The following is a 25,254-nucleotide window of genomic DNA, read 5'->3' on the forward strand; positions in this document are numbered from 1 at the left end:
TCATTTTCTTTTTAAATACTTCAAGATCTTCCAATACTTCCTTGCCAATTTTCCAAATTTTGAGTTCCTAAACGTTTCGTAATTTATTTGAAGCTTTTGATATTCCTCTTGTAATTTTTCATATTCATACGAACCAAACGACTGCTTTACTTCGTTTACAAGAACATAATCATCGAGTCCCATCATAAATTCCTCATGCTCTACGATTAAATCCAACTGCCGAAATAATTGCTCTTCCATTTTTTTCTCTAATTCCATCACTTTATTAGAGAGGAACTCATTTTCTTTCATTAATAATTCATTTTTCCGTAGAATATTAGCATCGAAATCCTCAGTCGAAACCTCTATTAAACTCGGTTTAAAATTTACAGTTGTTGAATCAACATGACTACTATTCAATAATTCACTATTCTTCATTTCAAACCTCCAGAACAATAAGATAAACACCGTAAGTAAGACGTGTTTATTAAAAAGGAAAATATTATTATTAATTAGAGATTAACGAATTTTTGTGAATCTTAATGAGTATCCATGTTAAAAGTATGTAAAAGATATAATAAGATGATTTTCCAAATTAGTAATGTATCAGAAAGTATTAAAATATAAAAAATCCCCAACTGTAACGTTCCTTTCCAATGGAAAGTGAGTGCTACAACCGGGGTGTAATTTCTTGTAAAATATGATCCATAGATACATAATCTTAAATTCTTGTTAACATTCGTTCATTTAATACTAAAAAAACTAATGCCTTGTTTAATAATTATAATCATTATGTTAATGTTAATATCTGTTAGCATTTCGTAAATTTTTTTACGAATTCAAAAAATATTTTAATTAAATGGGATGGGCTGTTTTATGCTTAAAAAAATTGAATACTTAAATGATGGAATTAGACTATGCATAGAAGATCTAAATGAGAAAATAAATGAAGCATCTTCATTAGTCGTAAAACAGAGGTCAAATAAACATGTGAAAGTAAGCAATGAAATATTGCAGTGCTTAATAAAAAAGATTGATAACCAATATATAGTACATATTAACTTTTCTGATTTGAAAAATATCACATTATATCCAATCGAGATTTTTGATTTATATTTAGCTAAAGATGCTGAATTATTACCATTAGAAATTAGTCGTAATCTTGAAATGCCAGCTAAATATATGAGCACGAAACTACTAAACATTTATTATGTAAAGACATATATAACAAATGATAATCGTATTGCGCTTTACTTAACACAAGATAAATTACATTTTAATCTAGTTAAAGCAGATTGTTTTGAAGATTTTGTTCAACTCTCTATTTCTGATCAAAAACAATACAATCAAATCAAAACCGAACTAGCGATTAATACTCATTCATATAGTGCGCGTAGTGGAAATAACAATGAAATTTTGTGTTCAACGTTTAATGTATTTGATTTATTAAATAGCTATCCTGAATCGACTGAATTAGAACTATATGCTCAAATTACCTTAAACAAAAATATTAAAGTTTTAATTAACTTATTAACCGAGAATGAATCTAATCATCAAACTAAACACTTTTCACTTTTACTAAATAAGAACGTTATTTCAATTAATAGTAATGAAAAGAAATTAAAAGTCGCTGCATTTGGATCGTGTGTTACACGCGATAATTTTAATAGTAAATTTAACTTAAATTATAAAAATCATTTCGAATTAATTCGCTACCAAAACCAATCGTCAATCATTAGTTTAATGGGTAATCCGATTCCATATAATAGAGAGAAAATTGACAACCTAAATCAATATGAGCAAAATGATGTTTTCGATGACTTAGAAAAGAACTTTTTAAATGATCTAATCAATAAGCAACCTGAAGCTCTCATTCTTGATTTCTTTGGGGATGTTTATTTTGGCTGTTTAAAGACGAATAGTTCATATTTTACTAATAATCGTTGGAAGATCACTAAAACTTCATTCTATAGAGAATTAAACGAAGTCACTACATTTAATTTGAATACTAATCTTAGCGAATACTTTACACTTTGGAAGCAATCGATTGATAAATTTTTACAAATTATTAATAGAGAAATTCCGAATTGTAAAATCATACTTCACAAAGCTAGATTTACTGGGATGTACTACGATCAGGAACAAAACATTAAGAAAATTAATTCCGACACTGATATCGAATTATTAAATGCCTTTTGGGACCAATTGGATGAATACGTGATTTCAAATTACGAGGTTTCAACAATAAATGTAAAACAAAACTATATTTCTATTGCAGATCATGCTTGGGGTATTTTCCATTTACATTTTGAACCAAATTATTATAAGAATTTTCTAGCTCAATTAATAAAATTAACGAAATAAATAAAGAGGGTGATTTTCAATCACCCTCTTTTTGATTTATTCAACGTTCTTATTAATTTTGAAATTGTGATAAGATGTTTCAATTGCATCAAATATTCTCTGTGAGTTATTTGTGTCTTTATATTTAAAAATTCTTCTCGAATTTTGTTGATATAGTTGATCTGCTGTAAAATCTCTATTTGAGATTTTAATGATTTCATCAAGCAACTTTTCTTCATTATTAACGATAATTCCAAGATCGCTATATTTAATTTGTTCAGTAGGTGCATGATGATTTTTATGTGGATCAAATTGATAAAATACTACTGGTTTATTCATATAAAAGAAATCACTTGAAACTGATGAGTAATCAGTTAATAATAACTTCGATTCTTTTAGTAAATCTGAAACTTTGGCATCTTTTTTTAATAAGAATTCAATGTTTGGATGCTCTACAATAAAGTTTTCTAAGAAGCGCTGCATCTGATGATGAATATAGAACTTAACTTGAATATTTTCCTTACTAATAAAATCTTGAAACTTTTTATTTGATATCAAGTTTTTATACGTCTTAAAGTATTCCGAATTAGAGAATTGTTTTTTATTTATTTTAAATAAATGACGTCTCCAAGTTGGCATAATTAATATTTGTCTCTTCGTAATCGCATCATGTAAATTATCAAATCTTGCTAATCCTGTTACTTCAACTTCATCTTTTGAATAGTTTAGAGTTTCCATAATAATTTCTTTTTCAAATTCTGAACTAGCTATAATTAAATTTTGTTGATACTTTTTCTTTGATAAATACGGAGAAATATTATGAATAATAACGCCATGCTGGATACATACTTGAAACTTATTCTTTAATTGCTTTCTAAATCTTGAGGTGAAATATTTTGAAGGATTTGGAAAACCACTTTCACTAAATGTCCAAGCACTAACATATACATCCGCTAATAGTGTGTAAATTTTATGTTTAAAGGAAGAGTGATGAATAACATTTCCTAATTTAGCTACTTTATCATAATGCGGAGAATTTTTCTCAATTATATAATAGATCTTTCTGTTTGGATGTTGCTCTCTACAATACTTAAAAAAGAAATATCCATTATCTTCAGCTTGATCAGCTCTTTCACAAACTAACCAAACCTCTTTATTTAAATATAGAAGTTTATAGAAAGATACAATTAGCAGTAATAAATATTTAAATATAAATCCTTTTACTTTGCGCATTGTTGGTTTTGCTAAACGTAATGGTTTCGTCATTTTCCATGTTAAGTCTTCACTAGGATCGATTGGATGCTTCTCTAAATATTTGCTATATTTGTTTGCCGTTTGATATTGGTATCTCTTACTCCTGAACAACTTCATATAACTATTGGCTTCAGAATACTTTTTCATATTTAAGATTGCAAAAAAACCTTTATAGCCTTCTAGTTTTATATTCTTTAAAGTTTCAGGTAAATTGACTTCTTTTGTTATTAAATATAATAGTTCTAATAATTGAATTTGAAGCCCTTCATCTAATTCATCAACAAATATCTTTTTATCAACTAAAATCATTAGTTGCTTAATGAACATATCATATGTAAATTTTTGAAGGTCTTTATCGGATTCTTCTCTTACTTTTACAAATAAATAGTTAATTTCTTGAACTTGATTATGGATATACTCATCATTAATCTCAGTATTTTTAATCTCTAATACATCATTCGTTCCAATATTTTTATTTTTAAAATATTGCTTTAATTGAAAATACTTTAATTCAAAATAATTGAACGCTTGAATTTTATTTTTTACAAGATAATCCTTTAAGGTAACAGTTCTCAGTAAATTCATACTCATTAGATCTGAATAAGTAAAATCATTTATATTTACTGGGTTCACTTCTAATTTTTTTGTATTTTCAGTAGGAAAAATGCAATCATATTTACCAGAATCTGCTATTCTCAAAAATACTTCTAATAAATGCTTATTAATATTGATTTTACGATCATAAATAAAGACATATTTGCCATTTAAGTCTTCTGGCTTCAATTTTGTATTTATTACACTTAGGTCATTAAACTGATTAGTTAATGTTTTCTCAGTCTCTTCATTCAGTACTTCATTTTCTGTATTAAAAAGGATTAATTCAATTTGATTTTGTTTAATACTTTGATCCTTAACTGAATTAATACAATCAAGAGCTTGATTGATCTCCTCTTTTCCAAATGGAATTATGATGCTAAATTGCAACTTACGACACCCTCTTCACAAGTCTGATCACTTTTCTTAATGGACTTGTCACTTTCCAAAAATTACTATTTCTTATTTTTGATGACTTTTTATAGTCTTTCTCTAGTTCTTTGCTTCTTTTAAACCACCATCTTCTAGCAATTAATAAAAGATTATATTCTAAAGCTTCTTCAATATGGCCCGAGCTAATCAGACTAAGAATTGGTTCTTCCACTTCCATATAGTCCTTCGCTAAATCTGGATCATAGCCCACCATTACATCTTTTACTAAATTAAAAAGATAAAGTTGTTGTTCTTTTTTTAAACGCTTAAAGTCTGCATCTCCGGTTTTCCAAAAAATTGATCTAAATACATTTATTTGAAAATACTTGTAATCGCTTTTTGAAAGTAAAGGCTTAATCGTTAAAGCAGATTTCACATCATTTTCAACTGTACTAATAATATCTCTTTGTGTTAGAGATAAATTTTTCACATCATTTCTTCCTCGATATAGATAGATTACTTCAGGTATATAGCTGAATTTTTTTGCTTTAGAGAATAATAGAATATCATAATACTTATCTTCACCGTTTTTCATACCCTCAATAAAGTTAATTTTATTTTTTAATAGAAACTCAGTTTTCACTAATTTTAAATAAACAGCCGTTTTAACTTGATAGAAAAATGGAACATTCTCTATATTTACATCGATATATTTCTTTTGTAATTGATATTGTTTAAATGTAACGTGTTCATGTCTGCGCTTTGTTTCATCATCAAAGCTGATCATCTTACCCATTACAAAATCAGACTCACTGTTTTCAATGATATTAATTAGTTTTTCATATGCATCCAATGGTAATACGTCATCCGGATCTAAAAAGATTGTATATTTACCTGTGGCATTTTCCATTCCAACATTCCTTGGTTTACCTGGAGCACCAGAATTCTCTGTGAAATGAATGGCTTTAAAATTTTCATATTTCGTTGCATATTCATCAATAATTAGAGGAGTACGATCTTTAGAGCAATCGTTTACCATAATTACTTCTAAATTTTCATAGCCAATGGTTTGGTTTAATAATGAATTTAAGCATTCATGAATATAATTTTCTACATTATAAATAGGTAAAATTACCGAGATTAACGGTTGATTCATCCCTTGTCCTCCTTGAATTAATAATTAATTTTTCATTAGAATAAGTATTTTTTTCTAATCAGTTTTTAATGGTGAAACTAGTAATCTACAACATTATATTTTTCTGAAAAAACATAACATTAATGAAACATATTTGAACATAAAAAAATTGTAAATTTCGCAAAAAAAAACTTACAATTTTGTAATGAAATTGTCATTTATTGATACAAAATGTATTATAACATAAAAAAATGTTACTTATAAATGGTAAGTAACATTATAGTTAGAAAATGATTAAAAGAATCATATTTAGGAATATTTACCGAAACATTAGAATTTTTTTGGAATTAACTAGGTTATTAGTTTTAGTCAAAATTACTCATAAATCACATATATTAAGAAGTCTAAATTACTATACATATGAAATTAAAAAAGACGTTTTCAAATTAAAAGAAACCGTCTAAATTACTCTTATTATTTTAATGAAATTCCCTCATCATGTTCATTTCTAATTATTTACCGTATTGTTTTTCAAAATATTGTTTATACCCACCAGAAACAATCGTTTCCCACCATTCCTTATTATCTACATACCATTGAACTGTTTGAACAATCCCTGTATCAAAATTATAAGTTGGTTTCCAGCCTAGTCTTTCTAGTTTACTTGGATCAATCGCATATCTTTTGTCATGACCTAAGCGATCTTGTACAAATTGGATTAAATCTTGAGATTTACCTAGAGTAGAAATGATTTGCTTAACGACCTCTAAATTTGTCCGTTCGTTATGGCCACCTACATTGTAAACTTCCCCATTTTCTCCTTTATGCATTACTAAATCGATTGCAGAGCAATGGTCAAGAACATGTAACCAGTCGCGAATATTTTCACCAGTACCATAAACAGGAACTTTTTGGTCATTAAGTACACGAGAAATGGTTAATGGAATTAACTTCTCTGGAAAATGATATGGTCCGTAATTATTAGAACAACGTGTGATGTTGATAGGAAATCCATATGTTTCATGATAGGCACGAACTAATAAGTCAGATGAGGCTTTACTTGCAGAGTACGGACTATTCGGTTGTAGAGGTGTATCTTCTGTAAAAAAAGTTGTAGGATCAAAATCTAGATCACCGTACACTTCATCTGTAGATACATGTACAAATTTCTTAACGTTTATTGCTTTTGAAGCATCTAGTAAAACTTGAGTTCCTAATACATTTGTTGTCACGAATATACCCGGGTCAGTTATTGAACGATCAACATGACTTTCTGCTGCGAAGTGGATGACATAGTCGAACTTTTCTTTTTTAAATAATGTCATGATTTCTTCACGATTCGAAATATCAATTTTGATAAAATGATAGTTTTCATTTTGTTCGATATTTTTATGCTTTGTTAAGTCACCTGCATAGGTTAAAGCATCCAGATTATATAGGCAATAGGACGGGTATTTATTTATCATGTATTGAATAAAGTTTCCACCGATAAACCCGGCACCGCCTGTAACAGCTACTTTCATGTTTTATTGTACCTCGTCTCTTTTATTTAATTGAACTAAATACCTAGCTAATGCATCTTGCCATGTAGGTAAAGATTGAAAGCCATTTTCTACTAGCTTTTGTTTTGATAATCTCGAATTTTTCGGTCTAGCTGCTCGAGTAGGGTAGTCTTCGGATGCAATCGGTTTTACTAAAGTTTTACTGTCGGTTTGTTTGAATATTTCTTTTGCAAAATCAGCCCAACTAGTAAAGCCTTCATTTGTTGCGTGATAGATTCCAAATTTATCTGACTTAATTAAATCTACTATTAATATAGCTAGATCAACTGTATAGGTTGGGGATCCGATTTGATCTCCGACGATATTTAATCCATTTCTAGTTTCTGATAGTCTTAACATTGTTTTAATAAAATTATTCCCATTAACTCCAAATACCCACGAAATACGAATGATAAAATAGTTTTCGATCAGTGATTGAACAACTTTTTCACCTTCATACTTTGTTAAACCATAATAACCGATTGGGTCTGGTTGGCCATCTTCATTAAAAGGACTTTCACCTTTCCCATTAAATACATAGTCTGTACTAATATAGATGAACTTTGAATGATGCTTTTTCGCAGCTTCAACTAAATATCTCGTTCCTTCAACATTCACATTCCAGCAAGTCTCTTTATCATCTTCAGCTTTGTCTACCGCTGTATAGGCAGCGCAGTGGATAATAACATCTGGTTTATATGAATCTACTATAGAAAATACGGATTCTCTCTTAGTAATATCCAGCTCTTGTCGACCGCAGCCTTTAACATTTAAACCATGCCGCTCACATTCTTGAACGACATCGTATCCTAATTGCCCACCGTATCCAGTTACTAAAACCTTCATTTATCTTACTCCTTATAGATAAAATTATTTTCAGCATCCTTTAATAATGGTGCGATTTTGTCCTTTGCAGATAATAATGGTGAAATATTGATTGGCCATTGCACCTGAATAACCGGGTCGTTCCAAAGAATGCCTCGATCACATTCAGGGGAATATAGCTCATCAACCTTATATTGGACTTCCACATCATCTGTTAAAGTCATAAAACCGTGAGCAAATCCTTTTGGTATGAATAATTGTTTTTTATTTTCTGCACTTAACTCAATTCCGAACCACTTTCCGTATGTCGGACTCCCTTTTTGAATATCGACAGCCACATCAAAAATGGAACCCCTTGTACAACGAACTAATTTCGTTTGTGCTTTTGGAGACAATTGATAGTGTAATCCACGCAACGTGCCCTTCAATGCTGAAAATGATTGATTATCTTGAACAAAATTTAAATCCATTCCAAAATCCTTCATTTTAGAATCATTATATGTTTCCATAAACCAACCACGGTGATCACCAAAAACAGTTGGCTCAATAACTACAATTCCTTTTATAAAAGTTTCTGTAATTTTCATTGATAATGACCCCTTAAGCTAATATTTAATCTCACCATTTGCAACTTTTCGTAAATAGTTACCATAACTTGTTTTACTAAGTGATTCGCTTAAACGTACTAATTGTTTTTTATCAATCCACCCATTAATATAAGCGACTTCTTCTGGAGCAGATATTTTAATTCCTTGATGCTCTTCAATTGTTTTGACAAAATTTGTTGCCGACACTAAACTTTCATGCGTTCCAGTATCTAACCATGTATAACCGCGACCAAGTAACTCCACTTCTAGTTCACCTAAATTTAAATAAGCTTCATTTACAGAAGTAATCTCCAATTCTCCCCGATTAGATGGTTTTACGTTTTTAGCAATTTCAATGACACGATTATCGTAAAAATACAATCCCGTTACTGCATAATTTGATTTTGGAGCCACTGGCTTTTCTTCAATGCTCAACACTTTCCCAGACTCATCAAATTCTACAACACCAAATCGCTCAGGATCATGGACATGATAACCAAATACTGTTGCCCCTTTTTCCTTCATCGCTGCTTTCTTCAAAATACTACGTAACCCACTGCCATAATAAATATTGTCACCTAATATCATCGCAACAGAATCATTTCCTATAAACTCTTCACCAATAATAAACGCTTGAGCCAATCCATCTGGACTTGGCTGTACTTTATATTTCAACGAAACTCCAAACTGAGAACCATCACCTAATAGTGCCTCAAAACGAGGCAGATCCTCTGGAGTCGATATAATTAAAATCTCCCTAATACCCGCCAGCATTAAAGTAGATAACGGATAATAAATCATTGGTTTATCATACACAGGCAATAGCTGCTTACTAGTCACCATCGTTAATGGATAAAGTCGAGTACCACTACCACCTGCAAGTATAATTCCTTTTATCGCAAAGACCTCCTAAACATTTAGAAATATATATATTATTATGTTGGTGATTAAATGGATGTGTAGGTTAAATTCTTAGGAGATTGGAATGAATGACGAATTCAGTTGAAATCTCATTGGAAGTAAAAAAGGCATAAAAAAAGAACCACCGTTAAAAAGATAACTTTTAACGGTGGTTCTTGAAGAATATTTCATCAAAGATTTAGATGTTATTTTGTTTCCGAAGGTAGTTCTAAATGCTGGCGAAGATCATTAGATATACTATCTTTTTCTTGTTTGGATACAATAAAATAATAAATTTTATCAATCATCTTGCCTTCACCTTTAACTTGAGTTTTACTAATATTCTGCGCAGCCTCACGGTAATCCTTTTGAATCGAAACCATATCATCTAAAGTAATATTCGTCACAACGTTCTTTTGAATTGCTTGTAAAATAGATTGATAGTTTGTTAAAGAAGAAATTGAAGCCCCCTGTTTAATAACCGCTTCAAGAATTTCTCTTTGACGAAGCTCTCGACCAAAGTCACCACGAGGATCTAACTTACGCATCCGAGAGAACTTTAAGGCATCTACACCATTTAAATGAATTGGTCCTTTCGTAAAGTGAACACCATCATAAGTAAAGTCTAAGTCATTATTTACATCAACTCCACCTACTGCTTCAACGATATCTTTAAAGCCTTCCATATTAACTTCAAGATAATAATCAATTGGAATGTTCAAGAAGTTTTCAACCGTATCAACAGACATTTGAATTCCGCCAAACGCATATGCATGGTTAATTTTATCCTCTTTACCTTTTCCAACAATTTCAGTTCTTGTATCACGCGGAATACTTACCATTTTTGTTGTATGTGTATTTGGATTAACCGTCATCACAATCATTGAATCCGAACGACCTTTATCTCCAGGGCGATGATCAACCCCTAATAGTAAAAGAGAGAAAGGTTCTTTCTTTTCAACATTTACTTCTTCTTTTCGTTTATCTGTTTTCTTTATGTCTTTATAGATTGCGTCTGTTGTCTTATTTACATTGTGGTAAATTGAATACGCATAACCGCCTATTCCTAGACCGATTAGGACTACTACACTAACTAGGATTAATAGTACTTTTTTTGTTGTGGACATTTTTTTAGATGAGCTTTTTTCTGATCTGGACAAGATTTTTCTCCTTTGATTAGGAATTTAATTTGTAAAAATTTAACAATACTATTCTATCTTACTTGATTAAACAACTTTTTGCATTTGTTTGTTAACTAATTTTAATAAAGTAAAATAAAAAAATTACACGACCTCATTTTAAAAGGCCGTATATTTAAATATATCCGCATTTATTATCTATTGATCAAAGCGACTTAATAAATCTTTTTTAATAGCTTCTAATTTTTCAATGCTATTTTCTAAAGAATTTCCTTTTACGCCAAAATAGAATTTAATTTTCGGCTTTGTACCTGATGGTCGTAATGCACACCATGATTCATCTGATAAAATGTATTTTAAAACATTTGATTTTGGTAGATTAATGTCAACTGTCGTACCATCTTCGAGACTTGTTTTAGTACTTTCCTTATAGTCTTCAATTATTGAAACTTCAAGACTAGCAAACTCTTTCGGTGGGTTCATACGGAACTCATTCATCATTTGTTGAATTTGCTCCGCTCCATCTTTTCCTTTTAATGTCATAGAAACTAAATCTTCTTTAAAGAAACCATACTTTTCAAAGATTTCTAGTAATCCATCATATAATGTTTTACCTTGTGCCTTATAGTATGCAGCTACTTCACAAGCTAAAATAACAGATTGAACTGCATCTTTATCTCTTACAAAATCACGAATTAAATAACCATAGCTTTCTTCATAGCCAAATTGGAACTTGTATTCACCTGTTTGTTCATACTCTTTAATTTTCTCGCCAATAAACTTAAACCCTGTAAGTGTATCAATCGTATCAATACCATAGTTTTGTGCAATTACTCGTCCAATTTCAGACGTAACGATTGTTTTTAAAACTACTCCGTTTTCAGGTAAAGTTCCAAGTGATTTCTTTTGAGATAATAAATACTCAAGCATTAACGCACCAGTTTGGTTACCTGTTAAAATCGTAAACTCACCTTCAGAGTTGCGTACAGCAACACCTAAACGGTCTGCATCTGGATCAGTTGTAATTAATACGTCTGCATTCACTTGCTCACCATACTGAATACTTAATTCGAATGCGGAGTGCTCTTCTGTATTTCGTTAATGACGCGAGTATTTTCACAATTACCCCATTTAAAAACTTGACCTAGTGTATCTGAGCCCATTTCTTCAGTTAACCTATTCCAAGTTCAAAGGTCTTTCCAATAACCTTCGTAACCAATTGCAACTCTTGTTACTGCTTTTCGTTGGCTGTTTGTAAATAAATAAGGACTTGCATCACTAGAACAATTGCAAACTGTCAAACGACGTGATTTTGATACAAATGGGCTTGGAGGTCTACTTGCAGAAAGATTTCAAGCAAGTCCGAAGAGAGCAATTCAATATGCGAAAGATCATCTTAAGGAATTTTGCTATAGCCAGTAGATTAAAAGTCAAATCAGTATTGTTACCACTCTGGAAAAGGAGGGTCTTTCTAGACCAGTGACAGGGTTTTTTCAAAAAGCGAATTTGTGATATAGAGTGAATGATATATTATCTAACTATAGTAATGTTTGTCCCATTTACTGTGCCGTACTCTACATCATTAAAGCGGAATTTACCGCAAGATGTTGTTAGAACCACTGTATCATTTGGTAATGATGTCACAAGTTCACGATAATATTCTCCACCTTTTCCTTGGGTATCACAACCTGCTACAACAAATAAACATTGAATTTCCCCAACTTTTACAGCTTGTACAATTTCAGGTGCAATAGCCAAAACTGTTTCGTGATGGTAACCAGTTGTCATTACTTCTTCTGATTCCATATTTGCTTTTAAAAACTCTAAAGCACGTTGAATTAAAGGTGAAAAATCTTCTCCTTCAATTTTTGTAACTCCTTCTAATCCAGCTACTTCATAAGAACAGAAATGATCTGCATAACTTCCTTTTTTTGGCATCACACAGTTTGTTGTTGCCAAAATAGCTCCAGGGAATTTTTCAAATAAATGACTTTGATCAAACCAAACTTTCCCAATTTTTCTTTTTCCTTTTATATGTGCATAGTTTTTCAATGCTGGAAAATCATGAGCTGGAAGCATTTCAAATTGCGTGTAAATATTAATACCTTTTCACTCTGTTTGCTTTAACAATTCTTCTTATGCTAATAAATTATGACCAGTCACAAAACTGCATTTTCATTCGTGAAAAACAAATAAATAAAGACTTTTTCAGCCTTTATTTCAGATTTCAAAAACTATATTTTTTTGAAGTTATTTTTTGGCTTGAATTGGTATGTATGATTTGCCCCCCTAGTTAAACGAATAACAGAATCAACTTCCGAATATCGGATTATGTTTGGAACAGATGTAATTCTTCTGAAATTGAGCAATTCAAAAAAAATGCCATACTTCCTGAATATAATACAGTAAGAAGAGTATTTTCACCGTTTTTTGGGGTAGTTCGTTTCGTTATTGATGGAAATATGTCGGCCCCCTAGAAAGTCATTGGCTTATTGGGGCAAAATCTTGTTATAATAGACCATTGACATGAGAATGATTTGAAGCAGTATTACCTTCCTAATGGCTTTTACACCCCTCACTTCAAAACTGAGGCCACTGAAAAACACCTATATTTAATTTTCCTACTAAAAATGGTAAATTTAAAAGGAGGTATTTCGTTCAAAATTGAACGAAATACCTCCTTTTTCTTTATTCTTTTTTATTTTTTTCGCTCCTTGTATTTCCATGCCAATCAGACCCGAGGAATTTGCAACATTGTACCCGTTTCTGTGTTTTAATTCACTATTTTTCGCTTCAATTTTATAACGTACTCTTGACTTCTCTTTGAAGTAGTCACTTTCCTGAAATTGTTCTTGTTCCTTATGTTCGGTTAATTTAATCGTGACAGAATTCGATTTAGTTTTTGCGCCTTCTTTATAACATCCGTCTTTGAATGGTCATACTTTACATTTTTCAATCTCAAAGTAATATTTATAACGTTTATTTCTTTTCCCATTTTTTCTTCCGCAATATTCTTTACGAATCGCTATATGTCCAGCTTTACAAACGTACATTCCTGCATCTTTGTTGAATTCAAATTTATCTTCTTCTTTACGTCTTCCTTGTATAACGGTTGGATGTAATTTTGAAACTAATCGTAAGTTATTTTCGTTAGTTAATTGGATATTTTCCCTCTCTGAATAAACTGTATCTCCAATAACAGTTTCAATCTTCATTCCTGTATCAAGACTCTTTTCAATCAATGTTTTTAAGTATCTTCCGTCAGTTTTCTCGCCCGTTGAAATGACTGCAGCTGTAATGATTCGTTATTTGTTCATCGCTAAATGTGATTTATATCCAAAAAAAGAGGTATCAGTAGTTTTATGACCAATCCGTGCGTCGGGATCATTTGATAAATCAAGGTGATCATGATAATCTTCTACGATTTCTTTTAAGTAGTTAAGTTTTTCTTTTACTTTTGGATTATTCACGAATCGCTTCTTCGTTTTCCACAGCCTGAATTTCGTTTTGACAATAGGCAAGTTCTTCGATTACATCATCAGTTGTTAGTTTTTGAGGAAATTTTTCTTTCATTACTTCATTAATTTGATAAACAGCTTTTCGAAGTAGTTTTGATTTTTCCATTAAAAATTCTTTTGGTGATTTTTGATTGAAGCGCGCTCTTGTGTGAGTTGCGTCAACTATAATGAAAGTACTTTTGATTAGTTCTTTTTCGAGTGCGATTTCGACTGTTTTATCAATTAACATGTCTAATAATCCAACATCTTTTAAACGAAGCTTACGAAATTTCGTTAAAGAACTTGGATTAATCACTAATTCTTCTGGAGCTATATCAAGGAAATATTTAAAAGACATATCATATTTTGATGTTTTTGGAGTTTTCATAATTTCCTCCTAATGAACTAATTGATATGCTTTACATTTCATTATTAAGCCACTTAACATAATCAAAGTTATCGTAGAATTTTTGGCCAAATATGTTTTTATACAAAGATAAATCAGTAATATTTGGTTTCTTTTCAAATCCTTTAATGTAAAAAGACGAATTATATTGTTTATAATTTTTATTCGTCAAAAAAACCTTCTTAAATGGTAATTTTTCAAAACGTTGGATTATTTCATCAGAACAACCATCGCCATCCACCATGATAATATACAAATTCTCATAGTTTATCCTTTTACTACGTTCATACCATTTTTCTTTAGCTTCAATTATAGTTTCAAAGTGCATGAAATGAAGTTCAATATCTCCTAGTTTACCAATTGGATAATTAATACCTTCCTTAAATATCTCTTCAATTTTCTGTTGTAAGTAAAAATCAATATTCTCAATAAATTTTATAAAATCTCTAGTAGAAAGAAAAAGATTTACTGTAGGTGTTAAAAATCTTTTTCCCAAATCATGAGTAATAAGAGAACCGGTACAGTTATTTGAAATTATTGAAAAATCATGGTTTTTTAGTTTTTTTCTATTTATTGGGTTGATAAAAGTTTTTCGATTTATTCTTCCTATCGCTCTGTAAACTTTCGAAGTCCTGTTAAACATTTTTTCTCCTTTTTCTGCAAATTTATATAATAATATTTTGTATTATCATGTTTACATTGGATGGTCATTATGTTTTATACTTTAAGCAAGATGTTTAGAAAATATATGTTCCCCACCACAATTGATTTTCCATCAGTATATATATGTTCAAAAAATGCCTAAGCATTATTCTTTCGCTTTTGTTTAAATTGTGTATTCATACTTTTCTATTTCTTGCCGTTCTTTACAGCTATGATTTTATTAATACTTTTGTTCATACCCATTCGGATTCTTTTCTTGCCATCTCCAGGAATCTATACACATTTCAGAAATTCCTTTCTCCGCTTCCCAATCTAGTTGCCTCTTGGCTTTTGTTGGGTCCGCATAACATTCTGCAATATCACCAGATCTTTGACCAACAAACTCATATGGAACTTTCTTACCTGAAACCTCTTCAAAAGTGTGTACTAAATCAAGTACGCTATATCCTCTTCCGGTCCCCAGATTATATGCCTCAACTCCGTTACTAGACATGACTTTTTCTAATGCTTTCAAGTGTCCCCTAGCTAGGTCTACAACATGAATATAGTCTCTTACACCTGTCCCATCTGGAGTAGGATAATTGTTGCCAAACACCTTAAGTTCACTTAATTTTCCAACCGCTACTTGTGTAATGTAAGGCATAAGGTTATTTGGAATACCGTTAGAATCCTCACCAATACATCCACTTTCATGTGCTCCGATTGGATTGAAGTATCGTAATAACGCTATACTCCAGTCGTTTTTAGAATAAAAAATATCTTGTAAAATTTCTTCAATCATAAGTTTTGTACGACCATAAGGATTCGTTGCTACCAAAGAGAAATCTTCCGAAATTGGAACCTGTTTTGCCATTCCATATACGGTAGCGGAAGAACTAAATACAATATTATACACATTGTACTTTTGCATAACATCAGTGAGTATTAGAGTACTAGTAATGTTGTTATGATAATATTTAATAGGGTTTTCAACTGATTCACCGACTGCCTTTAAACCTGCAAAATGGATAACAGCCTCAATTTGATTAATAGAAAACACTTCTTCAACGGCATCTCGATCAAGTAGGTCAACCTCATAAAAATTAAAATCTTTACCTGTTATCTCTTTTACTCTATTTAATGATTCAGGTTTACTGTTAGAAAAATTGTCTAGGACGATAATTTTATAGCCGGAATTTAGCAGTTCAACACAAGTATGACTACCGATATATCCTGCTCCACCTGTAACAAGTATAGCCATGATTAAAGCCCTCCTCTTTTCTATTAATGATTAATATCATTAGAACATGTATTAATACAATAATTTACAATTTTCTATACTTGTACCAACCACTTTTCGACAAATTCCATAGTGGTGTCAGGCACTAGAAGTTATTTTCTAATGTAACTAATAAGTATAAATACTCTTAAGTGATAATGAGAAACAGATGATAAAAAACGGCATGGATTTATGATCATGCGATGCTAATCCTCCATTTCTAATAAAGCTTCAAATTCCATGAACAATATATGAACATTAGTTTTTAAAAGTTAAGTTTATTCTTTTTAGTACACCATACAATAAAACTTTTAAATAAATAAACTCTGGTCTCTTATAATAAGCAATTAAAAACACTACATTTGGTACAATTAAACAAATAATTAATTTATAAATAAAAGTTATTAAATTTGTACTATTAAAAGTATTTGCAAGTGACCACGTTAAAATTGCTCCCCCAAGAGTAACAAGTAAATATACAAAAAAACTTTTAAAATACTCTCTTAATCTAACTTCAAAACCGTATCTAAATAGAACTAATGGTTCTATCCAAAAACAAGTAGATAGTGTTGATACTAAGGTACCTATAAAAACACCAGCTAACCCAATTCTTTGTGCTAAAATGATTGATACTACTAAATTAATAATAGATTCAAATATAGGCTTATATCTGTCCTTCCAAAAAAGCCCCATCGCATCTCTAAACACCAATGTAGTTTTTCTAATAATTGTCATATAAGAATTTATTACAATTAAAATTACAACTGATAATTTGAAGGTAAAATCCTTACCAATCCACAGAGAAATAAATGGATTTAGCAAAATAATGAGAGATATTGAAGATACTCCCCCAATCCAAAAATTCGAAAAAAGAATATTTTTGTAAATGGTGTATGTTTTCTCTTTCGATTCCGTAACATTTAGATTTCCTACACTTGCAGTTAATGCGTTATAAATTAATGTAATAATTGTATTGATTGCTTCGATAATTAGAACATAGTTGGAAAATAGCCCAACCATATTTATCCCTACAAATTTAGATATTACTAAACTATCTGTTCCATTTACTACAACCGTTCCCATGCGATGAAAAAATAAAGCTCCTATATTTTTAAATATAAGATTTATTTCTTTTTTTGGTAGTACAGAATTTGTTTTTTGTTTAATAAAGGGAAACATTCTATTTGCTTTTAATGATATATTAATATTAATAATAATATTTACAACTAAAGAAACTAACAAAAATAAAACATAACTTTTATAAAACAACAAAACTAGTATTTGAAAAATATACATTAGTAATATAAACTTCATTCTATTAGCTGAAATGATGTAGTTTTTTTGTGCAGCAGTTATTATTGATGCTTTATAAACAAAGAAATATGAGGATGCAGAATTTAAAACATATATGATAAAGTATAATCTCAAATGCGGTATATTAGATGCATCAGAGGTAAAGTTATCTAGAAATGGTATTAATAATAAACCGATTGTAATTACTATGATACCAATGTAACTATATAATTTAGCATACAAATTAATTAAGAGCCGCAGTTTCTTTTTATCATCCTCAGCCATTGGTTTGTACATCGAATAAACAATGGCTGTTCCAACTCCCATTTCAGCAAGAGACAGCATTTGAAGTAGATTACTGAATAATCCATTAATACCAAGGTATTCAGTACCTAACATTTTTATAAAAATCGTACGAACAACAAAACCTGATATTATTGTTATAATCTGCAAAGATATTGCAAATAATGAATTTTTAATCGAATTTTCCACTCTCATTTATTTCTTTACCTCTTGTTCTTTTCCTTTATCCTCCTCATAAATCTAATATTGCTTCGTAGGTTCTCTTACAGTTATTAGAATCACGTAGGATAAAAAAATCATTAATTTCATTCTCTGTATTCTTAGGTAATTTACAATCTTTCTCGATAATATCACTTATAGCACTAATTAGATCACTTTCATTAGAGTACCAATCTCCAAATGAACAACTTTTCAAATTTAAATATCCAGGCTTTCTATAATTTTCATCACTATCAAAATGATAAAAAAGAATGGGCTTTTTCATATAGGCAAAGTCAAAAAACACACTTGAAAAATCAGTAATTAATAATCGTGCCTTCTTAAGTAAATGCTGTACATCATATTGTGTCTTACTTGCAATAGTAACTCTATCATTTATATTATTAAAGCAATGTACGAATTTTTGCATTTCATAATGCGGATAAAATATTAACCGATAATTATTCCTAGTCAAAACATCTAATAGCTTCGGTGAACAAATTAAACTATTATAATTCTTATAATAATCTGTTTCCATAAACTCAATATCACTTTTACAATTTGATAGAAAACTGCGCCAAGTTGGCATAATCAAAATAATGCGATCAGTTTTGTTATTTGACAGATTATCATATCTACATAAGCCCAAGTATTTCACCACTCCTTGGGGATGATTAAAATTCTTACTAACATATTCAAATTCGGGCTTAGCACCACATATAAATAAATTTAATTTAGCATTAGGATAATATAGTTGAGGAAAATCATTATAAATTATTCCATGCTGTAGAAATACCTTTTTACCAAAAATAAGAGAATATTTATCTAGCAAATAAAAAATATACATATCAGGGGAATAGCCCATTATATGTGTACTAATTTTATAGGAAGAAATAGCGAAATATAACCAATGTTTAAAACTATTATGTTGTATAATATTTGAGTGTTGGTGAATTTTTGAAAAATCTTCAGAATTTTTGTCTATTACGTAATAAATATTATGTCGATCAGAAGTCGACATAATATAATTAAAAAAGTGGTATGCATTATCACGTGCATCATATCCTCTTTCCGCTATAATCCAAATATTTCTATAACTTGGATGTATTTTAAGTAGCGACCCCAATATCAAAAAAAGGAAATATTTTAAAATCATATATATTCCAATAAGTTTATATTTCATGAGAATTCCGCCTTGTACTTAATTATTAATATATTTTTGTGAAATCACCTAAAGTCTCATCAAATCTACCTCTTACAAAACCCCGCACTTAATGATTTGTCGCCAAATAATTTTTTGCTAATATTGACAAGAGTGTTATATAGAAAAACTCATCAAAAAATAACATATCCAGTGAAAACCATGAAAAAAAGTAAGCAATTATTAATATCAAAAAGTAGTATTTTTCAATATTGCCTAGTTTCACTTTATTAGATAATGTAGAATAAACCATTCCCCACCAAACAATTAAAAAAACTGAACCAATTACACCGACTTGATATATACTTTGTATTAAAGTATTGTGAGAGGCTCTTTCGTTAACAAATTCCAATGAAGAAAGTCCATCTCCAAAAAACAACTTGAAATTACTTGAAAACAAATAATTAATATACATATCAAACAATACGCTTCTCCCGGTGGTTAATGACTGAGTATCCGTAACCATTCCAAATCTTAATAAATAAAGATCAAACTGTTCGGAGAACAAATTACTTGCAATAGCGATTCCCACAATAAAAAATATGGTCAACACCATTCCAATCTTATATGAAAAATTACGCTTTGCTAATATAAGACCAAACATCCAAAGGACAGCTATTAAAGCGATACATATTATAAACATCTTTGAAACAGAAAGCATACCATAATACAATAAGGCCATTATGGAAAAAATTTGAAATGCTATCAATGTTTTATTTCTCGTTTTGTACATAACTATTAGAAGTGACCCGATTGCTACAAGGATGTTCGCTGAGTAAAAATTAGCATCACCATAAAAACCACTTAATCTTGTTAAACCAATGTTTTCCCATTCATAAACATCTATATATTCAAGCATATGTGGAAAATTCATCAGTATTTTTGCAGCAATACAAGCCGACAAAACGCCTGCCGTTAAATACAATACACACGTTTCAAAGTCCATCTCCTTCCTGTATCTATTGACGTAAATAGGAATAAAAAAGAGCATCATGATAAAAAATAAATAAGACATATCAATGGAGAGGCCCTTCAACATTTTAACCACCAGTGTATATGCTATAAAAAAAAGTGGCAGAAATATATGCACTTTTGAAGATATTGACTTGGTAAACCCATTCAAGATCATAAGAAGGAAGACACAAGGTACAACTAGAGTAAAGAATGTAAGCGTACCTGGATTCGTCTTTAGAACTGGGGACCATGGAAGATAAAACAGCATAATTGGTAAAAAGTATTTTTTGTGAGGAACCAATGCTACTCCTGTAAACATCAGCAATGAACCCAATAGTAATATTTGATTGTTAAAAACATGTCCAATTGAGAGGCTAAGTACGCTTATTAAGGCTAAAATTAATAATTTTACATTTTTTTTCCTAACTTGCTCCATTTTTTTACAGCTCCTCATCTGATACCAACTTACTAAACTGTTCGATTGCTGTTTCGTTTGTGTGGTTTTGTGCACTTAGATATTCTCTACACTTTTCAATAAAAAGAGGCTCGTCAAGAACTCTTTTTAATTTGTTATATATTTCTTCTTCATTATTTTCGCAAACAAAACCTTCAAATCCCTCTCTTACCATTTCCTCTGCAGATGTAGTATTTGTGGTAAATATTGGTACCCCAAGGCATTTAGCCTCATCAAATACCATTGGCGCTGCTTCATGAAATGAAGGAAGAAAAAATAGGTCTGCGTTTTTAATATACTGATATGGATTATCCTGATTGCCATATAAAATAACGTGCTCTGACAAATCATTAATTAAAATTTGATTCTCAATTTCACTTTTTTGTGAACCGTCACCAACGAGATGCCATCGTATCTTGTAATTTTCTTTAACGAGTCTATTTATGACATCTATCCCTCTTAAAATCCCTTTTTCAGGACTTAGTCGAGCAACTGTCACAATATTTAAACTTTCTCTGGGGTATTTAACAGGGTTAACGTTAGCCTTATTAATATATTCATTATAGTTATGACAGTTATAAACACAATGAGTTCTCTTCGCCAGCTCTGGAATGGCTTTTATAAAACTTTGTCGGCACCCTTCTGATACAGCGGCTATCTTGTCAAAATACCTATATACTTCCCGGTTTCGGGATGTATTCCCTCCATAATTTAAAAAATCACAGTGAGAAAATGTAATCTTTTGTTTTGCATTTACTCTTTTTAACACAAACTCATTGCACCCACCATAAAAGGATTTTTTATCAGCATTGTGCAAAAATGAAATTGCAATATCAAACCCTGATAACTTCTTCTGAGTCGAAACAAGTAAGGAGATAGGTAAATGATTACTAAAAATTTTTGTATATAAAGCAAAAGTAGCCCTAATAGCATAGAACAAAAACCCCATTTTTTTTGTTTGTGCTTGTGACATACCGAGCAATTTTAATAATGGTGGTGCCTCGATTACTTTTATCTGTGAAGGTATTAATTTTAAATAGTCTCCACTGTAATCAAATACAAATAGTGTTAGATCATATTGATCTTTTACTTGGTTAATAAGATTTACTAAAGAACGCTGTACTCCACCAGTTGCAAGGTTATTATTCACAATAAGCACTTTTTTCTTTCCATTAGCCATACGATCCTCCAACTTTATTTCATTTCTAGAATAAAAATATAAATATAATCTAAATCTATTAATCCATCTTTTCTGAATCATTACTAATAGAAATTTTTATTGAATGCTTAACAAAATATTTTCATATTCGGTATTTTAATATAAAAATAATTTTTATATCTTCATACAAGTCATCAACCCTATATGATTTTAATTTTCTACTGCTAGATGACTTAACATTATACAAAATTATTTCTTCTACCTTCACTCATATATTTTATTGCTTGAATCATGCCCATTTCGTTTTTATACAAATTATGCTTTCTTATTGCATACTGTAAAATTAACAAATAAGAGAGTTTTTTGGAAAGAGTAGCATATAAAATCCCTTTGTCATAAAAATATTTTTTATTATAGCCCCTAAACCAAGTTGAGTCTTTTTGACTAACTGTACCTATTTGAGCGGTATTTGTAGATATTTTTAATCCTTTTTGTAAACATTCAAATAAGAAGAGTGTGTCTTCACCTGCACTGTATTTAGCTCCACCACCAAATAATAAGGAGAAATATACATTTGCTTTTTTTATACTTTCTCTTTTAAACGCTATACTAACTGCCCCATACCTCATAAAATTAAAATAATTGACTTGTGAATTTCTTTTAATTTCAGCAGTGTTCTCTCTTTCTTTATTTAAACTTGGTACATTAAAAATTATTATGTCTGCATTTGGATCACCCTTAAATGCATTTAATACAATATTTTCATATTCGTCATTATATATAACATCATCATCAGCAAATAAACAAATATCTCCTGTTGCCCTCATAAGTGCATTATTCCTGCTTAAACCAATTCCACGTTCATTAAAAGATAAAAATCTTATAATATTTCCCTTATATGGAAATTCTTCAAATATAACTTTATCGCACTGATTAATAAATATTGCATTTGAATGAATGTTCATTTTTTCTAACAAACTATTATCTTTCTGATGCATGGTTGAAACTAAAACTTCTAATTTCATAATTTTCTCCTATCCTATCTTTAATAATAGTTTCAAACTATAAATAGGTGATGTGATAAATGCATTGATTGAATACTTAGCAAAGTCAGTATATTTTTTTCTTCTTAACTCTGCAAAAGCCAGTACGGCAAAGTGTCTCATTTTTATATATCGAATATCCTTTTTAGTTAGCTGTGAAAAGAATTGCTTCTTATACTCAAACAAATTATTTTCACCCTCAATTTTACTTTTCCCACTTGATAGTCCATCTGTATTTGTATGAACATATGCCTTAATATCACAGACAGACAGATAGCCAAATTTACCTCCAGACTCTATAGCTTTCTGCATCAAATAAAATTCATCACCTACATTAATTGGAGGAAAGCCTCCGATACTCACTATAAATTCTCTTTTAAACATCATTGTATCGGTTCCTGTCATGTGGTGCATGAGATGGTACCTAAGTAAATCACTTTTAGTTGTTTTCTTGATATATTTCCGATTACGCCTTTCAAGCAGTTTGCCATTTTCACCATAAAGGAATAAATCAGTTATGGAAAAATCAGTCTCGTTTTCTATCATAAACTCTACCTGATTTTTAATTTTGTTTGGTAAATAAATATCATCATCATCAAGAAATGTAATATATTCACCAGAAGCAGTTTTAATACCAATGTTTCTGGTTTCGGCTGAACCCTTATTAACTTTGTTCTGAATATATTTAATCCTCTTATTTAATTGAGGCTCAAAATTATCAATGATAGATTTGACCTTATTATTCCATGTACCATCTGCATTATCATCAACCACAACAATCTCTACATGTTCATATGTTTGTCTCATAAGTGAGACCAGTGCTTTTTCCAAGGATGTATCCCGTCGATAGGTTGCAACGATTACGCTAACTAGCGGTAGTACAACCAATTTGTTACCATCCTCAAAATCATTGAGGTTATTAAAGCTAACAATCCCCACTGCCATTATCTTAATTTCCTCCTATTTTTGAATTAATGGACGTCATTTTATACTACACTTTCTTCGACCTCTTTTTCTTCCAATGTTCCAGTCTTACCTTCAACAACGCCCTCACTCTTTACAACACTTACGATGGTCCCAAAGAAGCACTTAACATCCATCCAAAAACTTATTTTCTTAACATATTCCCCATCCAACCTTGCCTTTATTTTTATAGGTAGCTCATCTCTACCATTAATCTGCGCCCACCCAGTGAGTCCAGGTAGCACATTATTAGCTCCATATTTATCTCGTTCAGCAATTAAATCATATTGATTCCACAGTGCTGGTCTTGGACCAATAATACTCATCTGTCCAACAAATATATTCCATATTTGTGGTAACTCATCTAAAGAAGTTTTCCTCATAAATTTACCCATTTTTGTAATGTATTGCTCTGGATTTTCCAAAAGATGTGTTGGTGTGTCATTTGGTGTATCTATACTCATTGTTCGGAATTTTAATATATGAAAATGAGTTTTATGAATACCGATACGTTTTTGTTTGAACAACACTGGACCTTTTGAATCCAATTTTATCGCCAAGATAAGAAGTAAAAATATTGGTGATAAAAAGAATAACCCACAGAAAGAAAGAATAATATCAATAAACCTTTTTACCTTCAAATACATTTTTCTCACACCCCAGCTTCAAAACTATATTCTCTTAATTTCTTTTTTTTAGAATAAACCCTACCAGCATCTAATTTCTTTTGTCGGTCAACTCTGCATCCTGCTTTAACAATAGCACCTGAATTAATATGTGAACCCTCACCAACAAAACTATCGTGATCCACTAATGCTCCTATACTAATGATGCAGCCTTTCTCTAGTTTTGCATTTGTATTAACAACTGCCTTTGCGCAAATTATAGATCCTAGGTCAACCCTCGCTAACGGACTTTTATAAGCAGTAGGGTGCATCAGCACTGGAATCTGAAAGCCTGCTTCAATCAATTCTTCAAGCCATCTCATCCTCTGCTCATTGTTACCTATAGCAACAAAAGCATAGTTGTATTTGTTAACAAACAATCTATAATCATTGCAAATTCCTATCGCTATATCAGAGTAGTCATCTAGGAAATCAATTTTGGCAAAACAATCCATTGCAATAGCAGTTTCTTTAACTACTCTTCCATGACCACCAGCGCCCAGTATTAGTAAATTTTCTTTCAAGAAA

General features: G+C 30.5%; 19 protein-coding genes and 3 pseudogenes. 1 reads left to right on the plus strand and 21 read right to left on the minus strand.

The genetic code is table 11. The features are described 5' to 3' along the window. Window positions 1-417 (minus strand): hypothetical protein, encoded by a 417-nt coding sequence (locus tag AN960_RS00175; protein ID WP_056465296.1) that lies wholly within the window; start codon window positions 415-417, stop codon window positions 1-3. Window positions 418-855: 438 nt separating this feature from the next. Here AN960_RS00175 and AN960_RS00180 point away from each other — a divergent pair, with 438 nt between their 5' ends. Beyond that, window positions 856-2,343, plus strand: coding sequence for a DUF6270 domain-containing protein (locus AN960_RS00180; protein WP_056465298.1), 1,488 nt, complete (start codon window positions 856-858; stop codon window positions 2,341-2,343). Between the two features lie 36 nt (window positions 2,344-2,379). On the opposite strand, the gene AN960_RS00185 is transcribed toward AN960_RS00180, so the two are convergent. From AN960_RS00185 to AN960_RS00285, 20 genes and pseudogenes are all read right to left on the minus strand, one after another. Then, entirely contained in the window at window positions 2,380-4,560 is a 2,181-nt protein-coding gene (locus AN960_RS00185) for a CDP-glycerol glycerophosphotransferase family protein (protein WP_056465300.1), read from the minus strand. Window position 4,561: 1 nt separating this feature from the next. Continuing rightward, window positions 4,562-5,698, minus strand: coding sequence for a glycosyltransferase family 2 protein (locus AN960_RS00190; RefSeq protein ID WP_082459297.1), 1,137 nt, complete (start codon window positions 5,696-5,698; stop codon window positions 4,562-4,564). A gap of 491 nt (window positions 5,699-6,189) precedes the next feature. Beyond that, on the minus strand, window positions 6,190-7,200 hold the full coding sequence (gene rfbB / locus AN960_RS00195; protein ID WP_056465301.1) for a dTDP-glucose 4,6-dehydratase: 1,011 nt from the start codon (window positions 7,198-7,200) through the stop codon (window positions 6,190-6,192). Between the two features lie 3 nt (window positions 7,201-7,203). Further along, the gene (gene rfbD, locus AN960_RS00200; protein ID WP_056465303.1) at window positions 7,204-8,064 is read right to left on the minus strand and encodes a dTDP-4-dehydrorhamnose reductase; all 861 of its coding nucleotides are present in this window, start codon (window positions 8,062-8,064) and stop codon (window positions 7,204-7,206) included. Window positions 8,065-8,069: 5 nt separating this feature from the next. Next, window positions 8,070-8,630: a dTDP-4-dehydrorhamnose 3,5-epimerase gene (rfbC, locus tag AN960_RS00205; protein ID WP_056465305.1), complete on the minus strand. Its 561-nt coding sequence runs from the start codon at window positions 8,628-8,630 to the stop codon at window positions 8,070-8,072. A gap of 18 nt (window positions 8,631-8,648) precedes the next feature. After that, a complete protein-coding gene (gene rfbA / locus AN960_RS00210) occupies window positions 8,649-9,527 on the minus strand; it encodes a glucose-1-phosphate thymidylyltransferase RfbA (protein WP_056465307.1) in 879 nt (292 codons plus the stop codon). 209 nt (window positions 9,528-9,736) lie between these two features. Further along, the gene (gene tagU / locus AN960_RS00215; RefSeq protein WP_056465378.1) at window positions 9,737-10,657 is read right to left on the minus strand and encodes a polyisoprenyl-teichoic acid--peptidoglycan teichoic acid transferase TagU; all 921 of its coding nucleotides are present in this window, start codon (window positions 10,655-10,657) and stop codon (window positions 9,737-9,739) included. Window positions 10,658-10,867: 210 nt separating this feature from the next. Continuing rightward, window positions 10,868-11,764: pseudogene (locus AN960_RS00220) on the minus strand (phosphohexomutase domain-containing protein); the annotation flags it as partial. 450 nt (window positions 11,765-12,214) lie between these two features. After that, window positions 12,215-12,841 (minus strand): annotated as a pseudogene (locus AN960_RS00225) (anaerobic carbon-monoxide dehydrogenase catalytic subunit); the annotation flags it as partial. Between the two features lie 467 nt (window positions 12,842-13,308). Further along, window positions 13,309-14,536: pseudogene (locus tag AN960_RS23805) on the minus strand (transposase); the annotation flags it as partial. Between the two features lie 49 nt (window positions 14,537-14,585). Continuing rightward, window positions 14,586-15,215, minus strand: a complete 630-nt coding sequence (locus AN960_RS00240; protein WP_056465311.1) for a DUF1919 domain-containing protein — start codon at window positions 15,213-15,215, stop codon at window positions 14,586-14,588. Window positions 15,216-15,455: 240 nt separating this feature from the next. After that, window positions 15,456-16,475, minus strand: a complete 1,020-nt coding sequence (gene galE / locus AN960_RS00245; RefSeq protein ID WP_056465313.1) for a UDP-glucose 4-epimerase GalE — start codon at window positions 16,473-16,475, stop codon at window positions 15,456-15,458. Between the two features lie 276 nt (window positions 16,476-16,751). Continuing rightward, window positions 16,752-18,284 carry a lipopolysaccharide biosynthesis protein gene (locus tag AN960_RS00250; protein ID WP_056465315.1) on the minus strand — a complete coding sequence of 511 codons (1,533 nt, stop codon included), beginning with the start codon at window positions 18,282-18,284 and terminating at the stop codon, window positions 16,752-16,754. Window positions 18,285-18,321: 37 nt separating this feature from the next. Then, window positions 18,322-19,470 (minus strand): CDP-glycerol glycerophosphotransferase family protein, encoded by a 1,149-nt coding sequence (locus AN960_RS00255; RefSeq protein WP_056465318.1) that lies wholly within the window; start codon window positions 19,468-19,470, stop codon window positions 18,322-18,324. Window positions 19,471-19,558: 88 nt separating this feature from the next. Further along, window positions 19,559-20,878: an O-antigen ligase family protein gene (locus AN960_RS00260; protein WP_056465320.1), complete on the minus strand. Its 1,320-nt coding sequence runs from the start codon at window positions 20,876-20,878 to the stop codon at window positions 19,559-19,561. A gap of 4 nt (window positions 20,879-20,882) precedes the next feature. Continuing rightward, the gene (locus tag AN960_RS00265; RefSeq protein ID WP_056465322.1) at window positions 20,883-22,076 is read right to left on the minus strand and encodes a glycosyltransferase; all 1,194 of its coding nucleotides are present in this window, start codon (window positions 22,074-22,076) and stop codon (window positions 20,883-20,885) included. A 218-nt stretch (window positions 22,077-22,294) separates the two neighbouring features. Continuing rightward, window positions 22,295-23,080 (minus strand): glycosyltransferase family A protein, encoded by a 786-nt coding sequence (locus AN960_RS00270; protein WP_056465324.1) that lies wholly within the window; start codon window positions 23,078-23,080, stop codon window positions 22,295-22,297. Window positions 23,081-23,089: 9 nt separating this feature from the next. After that, window positions 23,090-24,043: a glycosyltransferase family 2 protein gene (locus AN960_RS00275; RefSeq protein ID WP_056465326.1), complete on the minus strand. Its 954-nt coding sequence runs from the start codon at window positions 24,041-24,043 to the stop codon at window positions 23,090-23,092. Window positions 24,044-24,084: 41 nt separating this feature from the next. Further along, a complete protein-coding gene (locus AN960_RS00280; protein ID WP_056465327.1) occupies window positions 24,085-24,708 on the minus strand; it encodes a sugar transferase in 624 nt (207 codons plus the stop codon). A gap of 5 nt (window positions 24,709-24,713) precedes the next feature. Continuing rightward, on the minus strand, window positions 24,714-25,250 hold the full coding sequence (locus AN960_RS00285; RefSeq protein ID WP_156339570.1) for a PglD-related sugar-binding protein: 537 nt from the start codon (window positions 25,248-25,250) through the stop codon (window positions 24,714-24,716). Between the last annotated feature and the right edge of the window lie 4 nt (window positions 25,251-25,254).

Origin of the sequence: Bacillus sp. FJAT-25509 (assembly GCF_001420605.1) — a bacterium.
Taxonomy (GTDB): Bacteria; Bacillota; Bacilli; order Bacillales; family Bacillaceae_G; genus Gottfriedia.

Coding starts and splice junctions, on each gene's coding strand:
- AN960_RS00175 (WP_056465296.1), bottom strand. CDS start 417: ATGAAGAATAGTGAATTATTGAATAGTAGTCATGTTGATTCAACAACT.
- AN960_RS00180 (WP_056465298.1), top strand. CDS start 856: ATGCTTAAAAAAATTGAATACTTAAATGATGGAATTAGACTATGCATA.
- AN960_RS00190 (WP_082459297.1), bottom strand. CDS start 5,698: ATGAATCAACCGTTAATCTCGGTAATTTTACCTATTTATAATGTAGAA.
- rfbB (WP_056465301.1), bottom strand. CDS start 7,200: ATGAAAGTAGCTGTTACAGGCGGTGCCGGGTTTATCGGTGGAAACTTT.
- rfbD (WP_056465303.1), bottom strand. CDS start 8,064: ATGAAGGTTTTAGTAACTGGATACGGTGGGCAATTAGGATACGATGTC.
- rfbC (WP_056465305.1), bottom strand. CDS start 8,630: ATGAAAATTACAGAAACTTTTATAAAAGGAATTGTAGTTATTGAGCCA.
- tagU (WP_056465378.1), bottom strand. CDS start 10,657: ATGTCCACAACAAAAAAAGTACTATTAATCCTAGTTAGTGTAGTAGTC.
- AN960_RS00240 (WP_056465311.1), bottom strand. CDS start 15,215: ATGTTTAACAGGACTTCGAAAGTTTACAGAGCGATAGGAAGAATAAAT.
- galE (WP_056465313.1), bottom strand. CDS start 16,475: ATGGCTATACTTGTTACAGGTGGAGCAGGATATATCGGTAGTCATACT.
- AN960_RS00250 (WP_056465315.1), bottom strand. CDS start 18,284: ATGAGAGTGGAAAATTCGATTAAAAATTCATTATTTGCAATATCTTTG.
- AN960_RS00255 (WP_056465318.1), bottom strand. CDS start 19,470: ATGAAATATAAACTTATTGGAATATATATGATTTTAAAATATTTCCTT.
- AN960_RS00260 (WP_056465320.1), bottom strand. CDS start 20,878: ATGGAGCAAGTTAGGAAAAAAAATGTAAAATTATTAATTTTAGCCTTA.
- AN960_RS00265 (WP_056465322.1), bottom strand. CDS start 22,076: ATGGCTAATGGAAAGAAAAAAGTGCTTATTGTGAATAATAACCTTGCA.
- AN960_RS00270 (WP_056465324.1), bottom strand. CDS start 23,080: ATGAAATTAGAAGTTTTAGTTTCAACCATGCATCAGAAAGATAATAGT.
- AN960_RS00275 (WP_056465326.1), bottom strand. CDS start 24,043: ATGGCAGTGGGGATTGTTAGCTTTAATAACCTCAATGATTTTGAGGAT.
- AN960_RS00280 (WP_056465327.1), bottom strand. CDS start 24,708: ATGTATTTGAAGGTAAAAAGGTTTATTGATATTATTCTTTCTTTCTGT.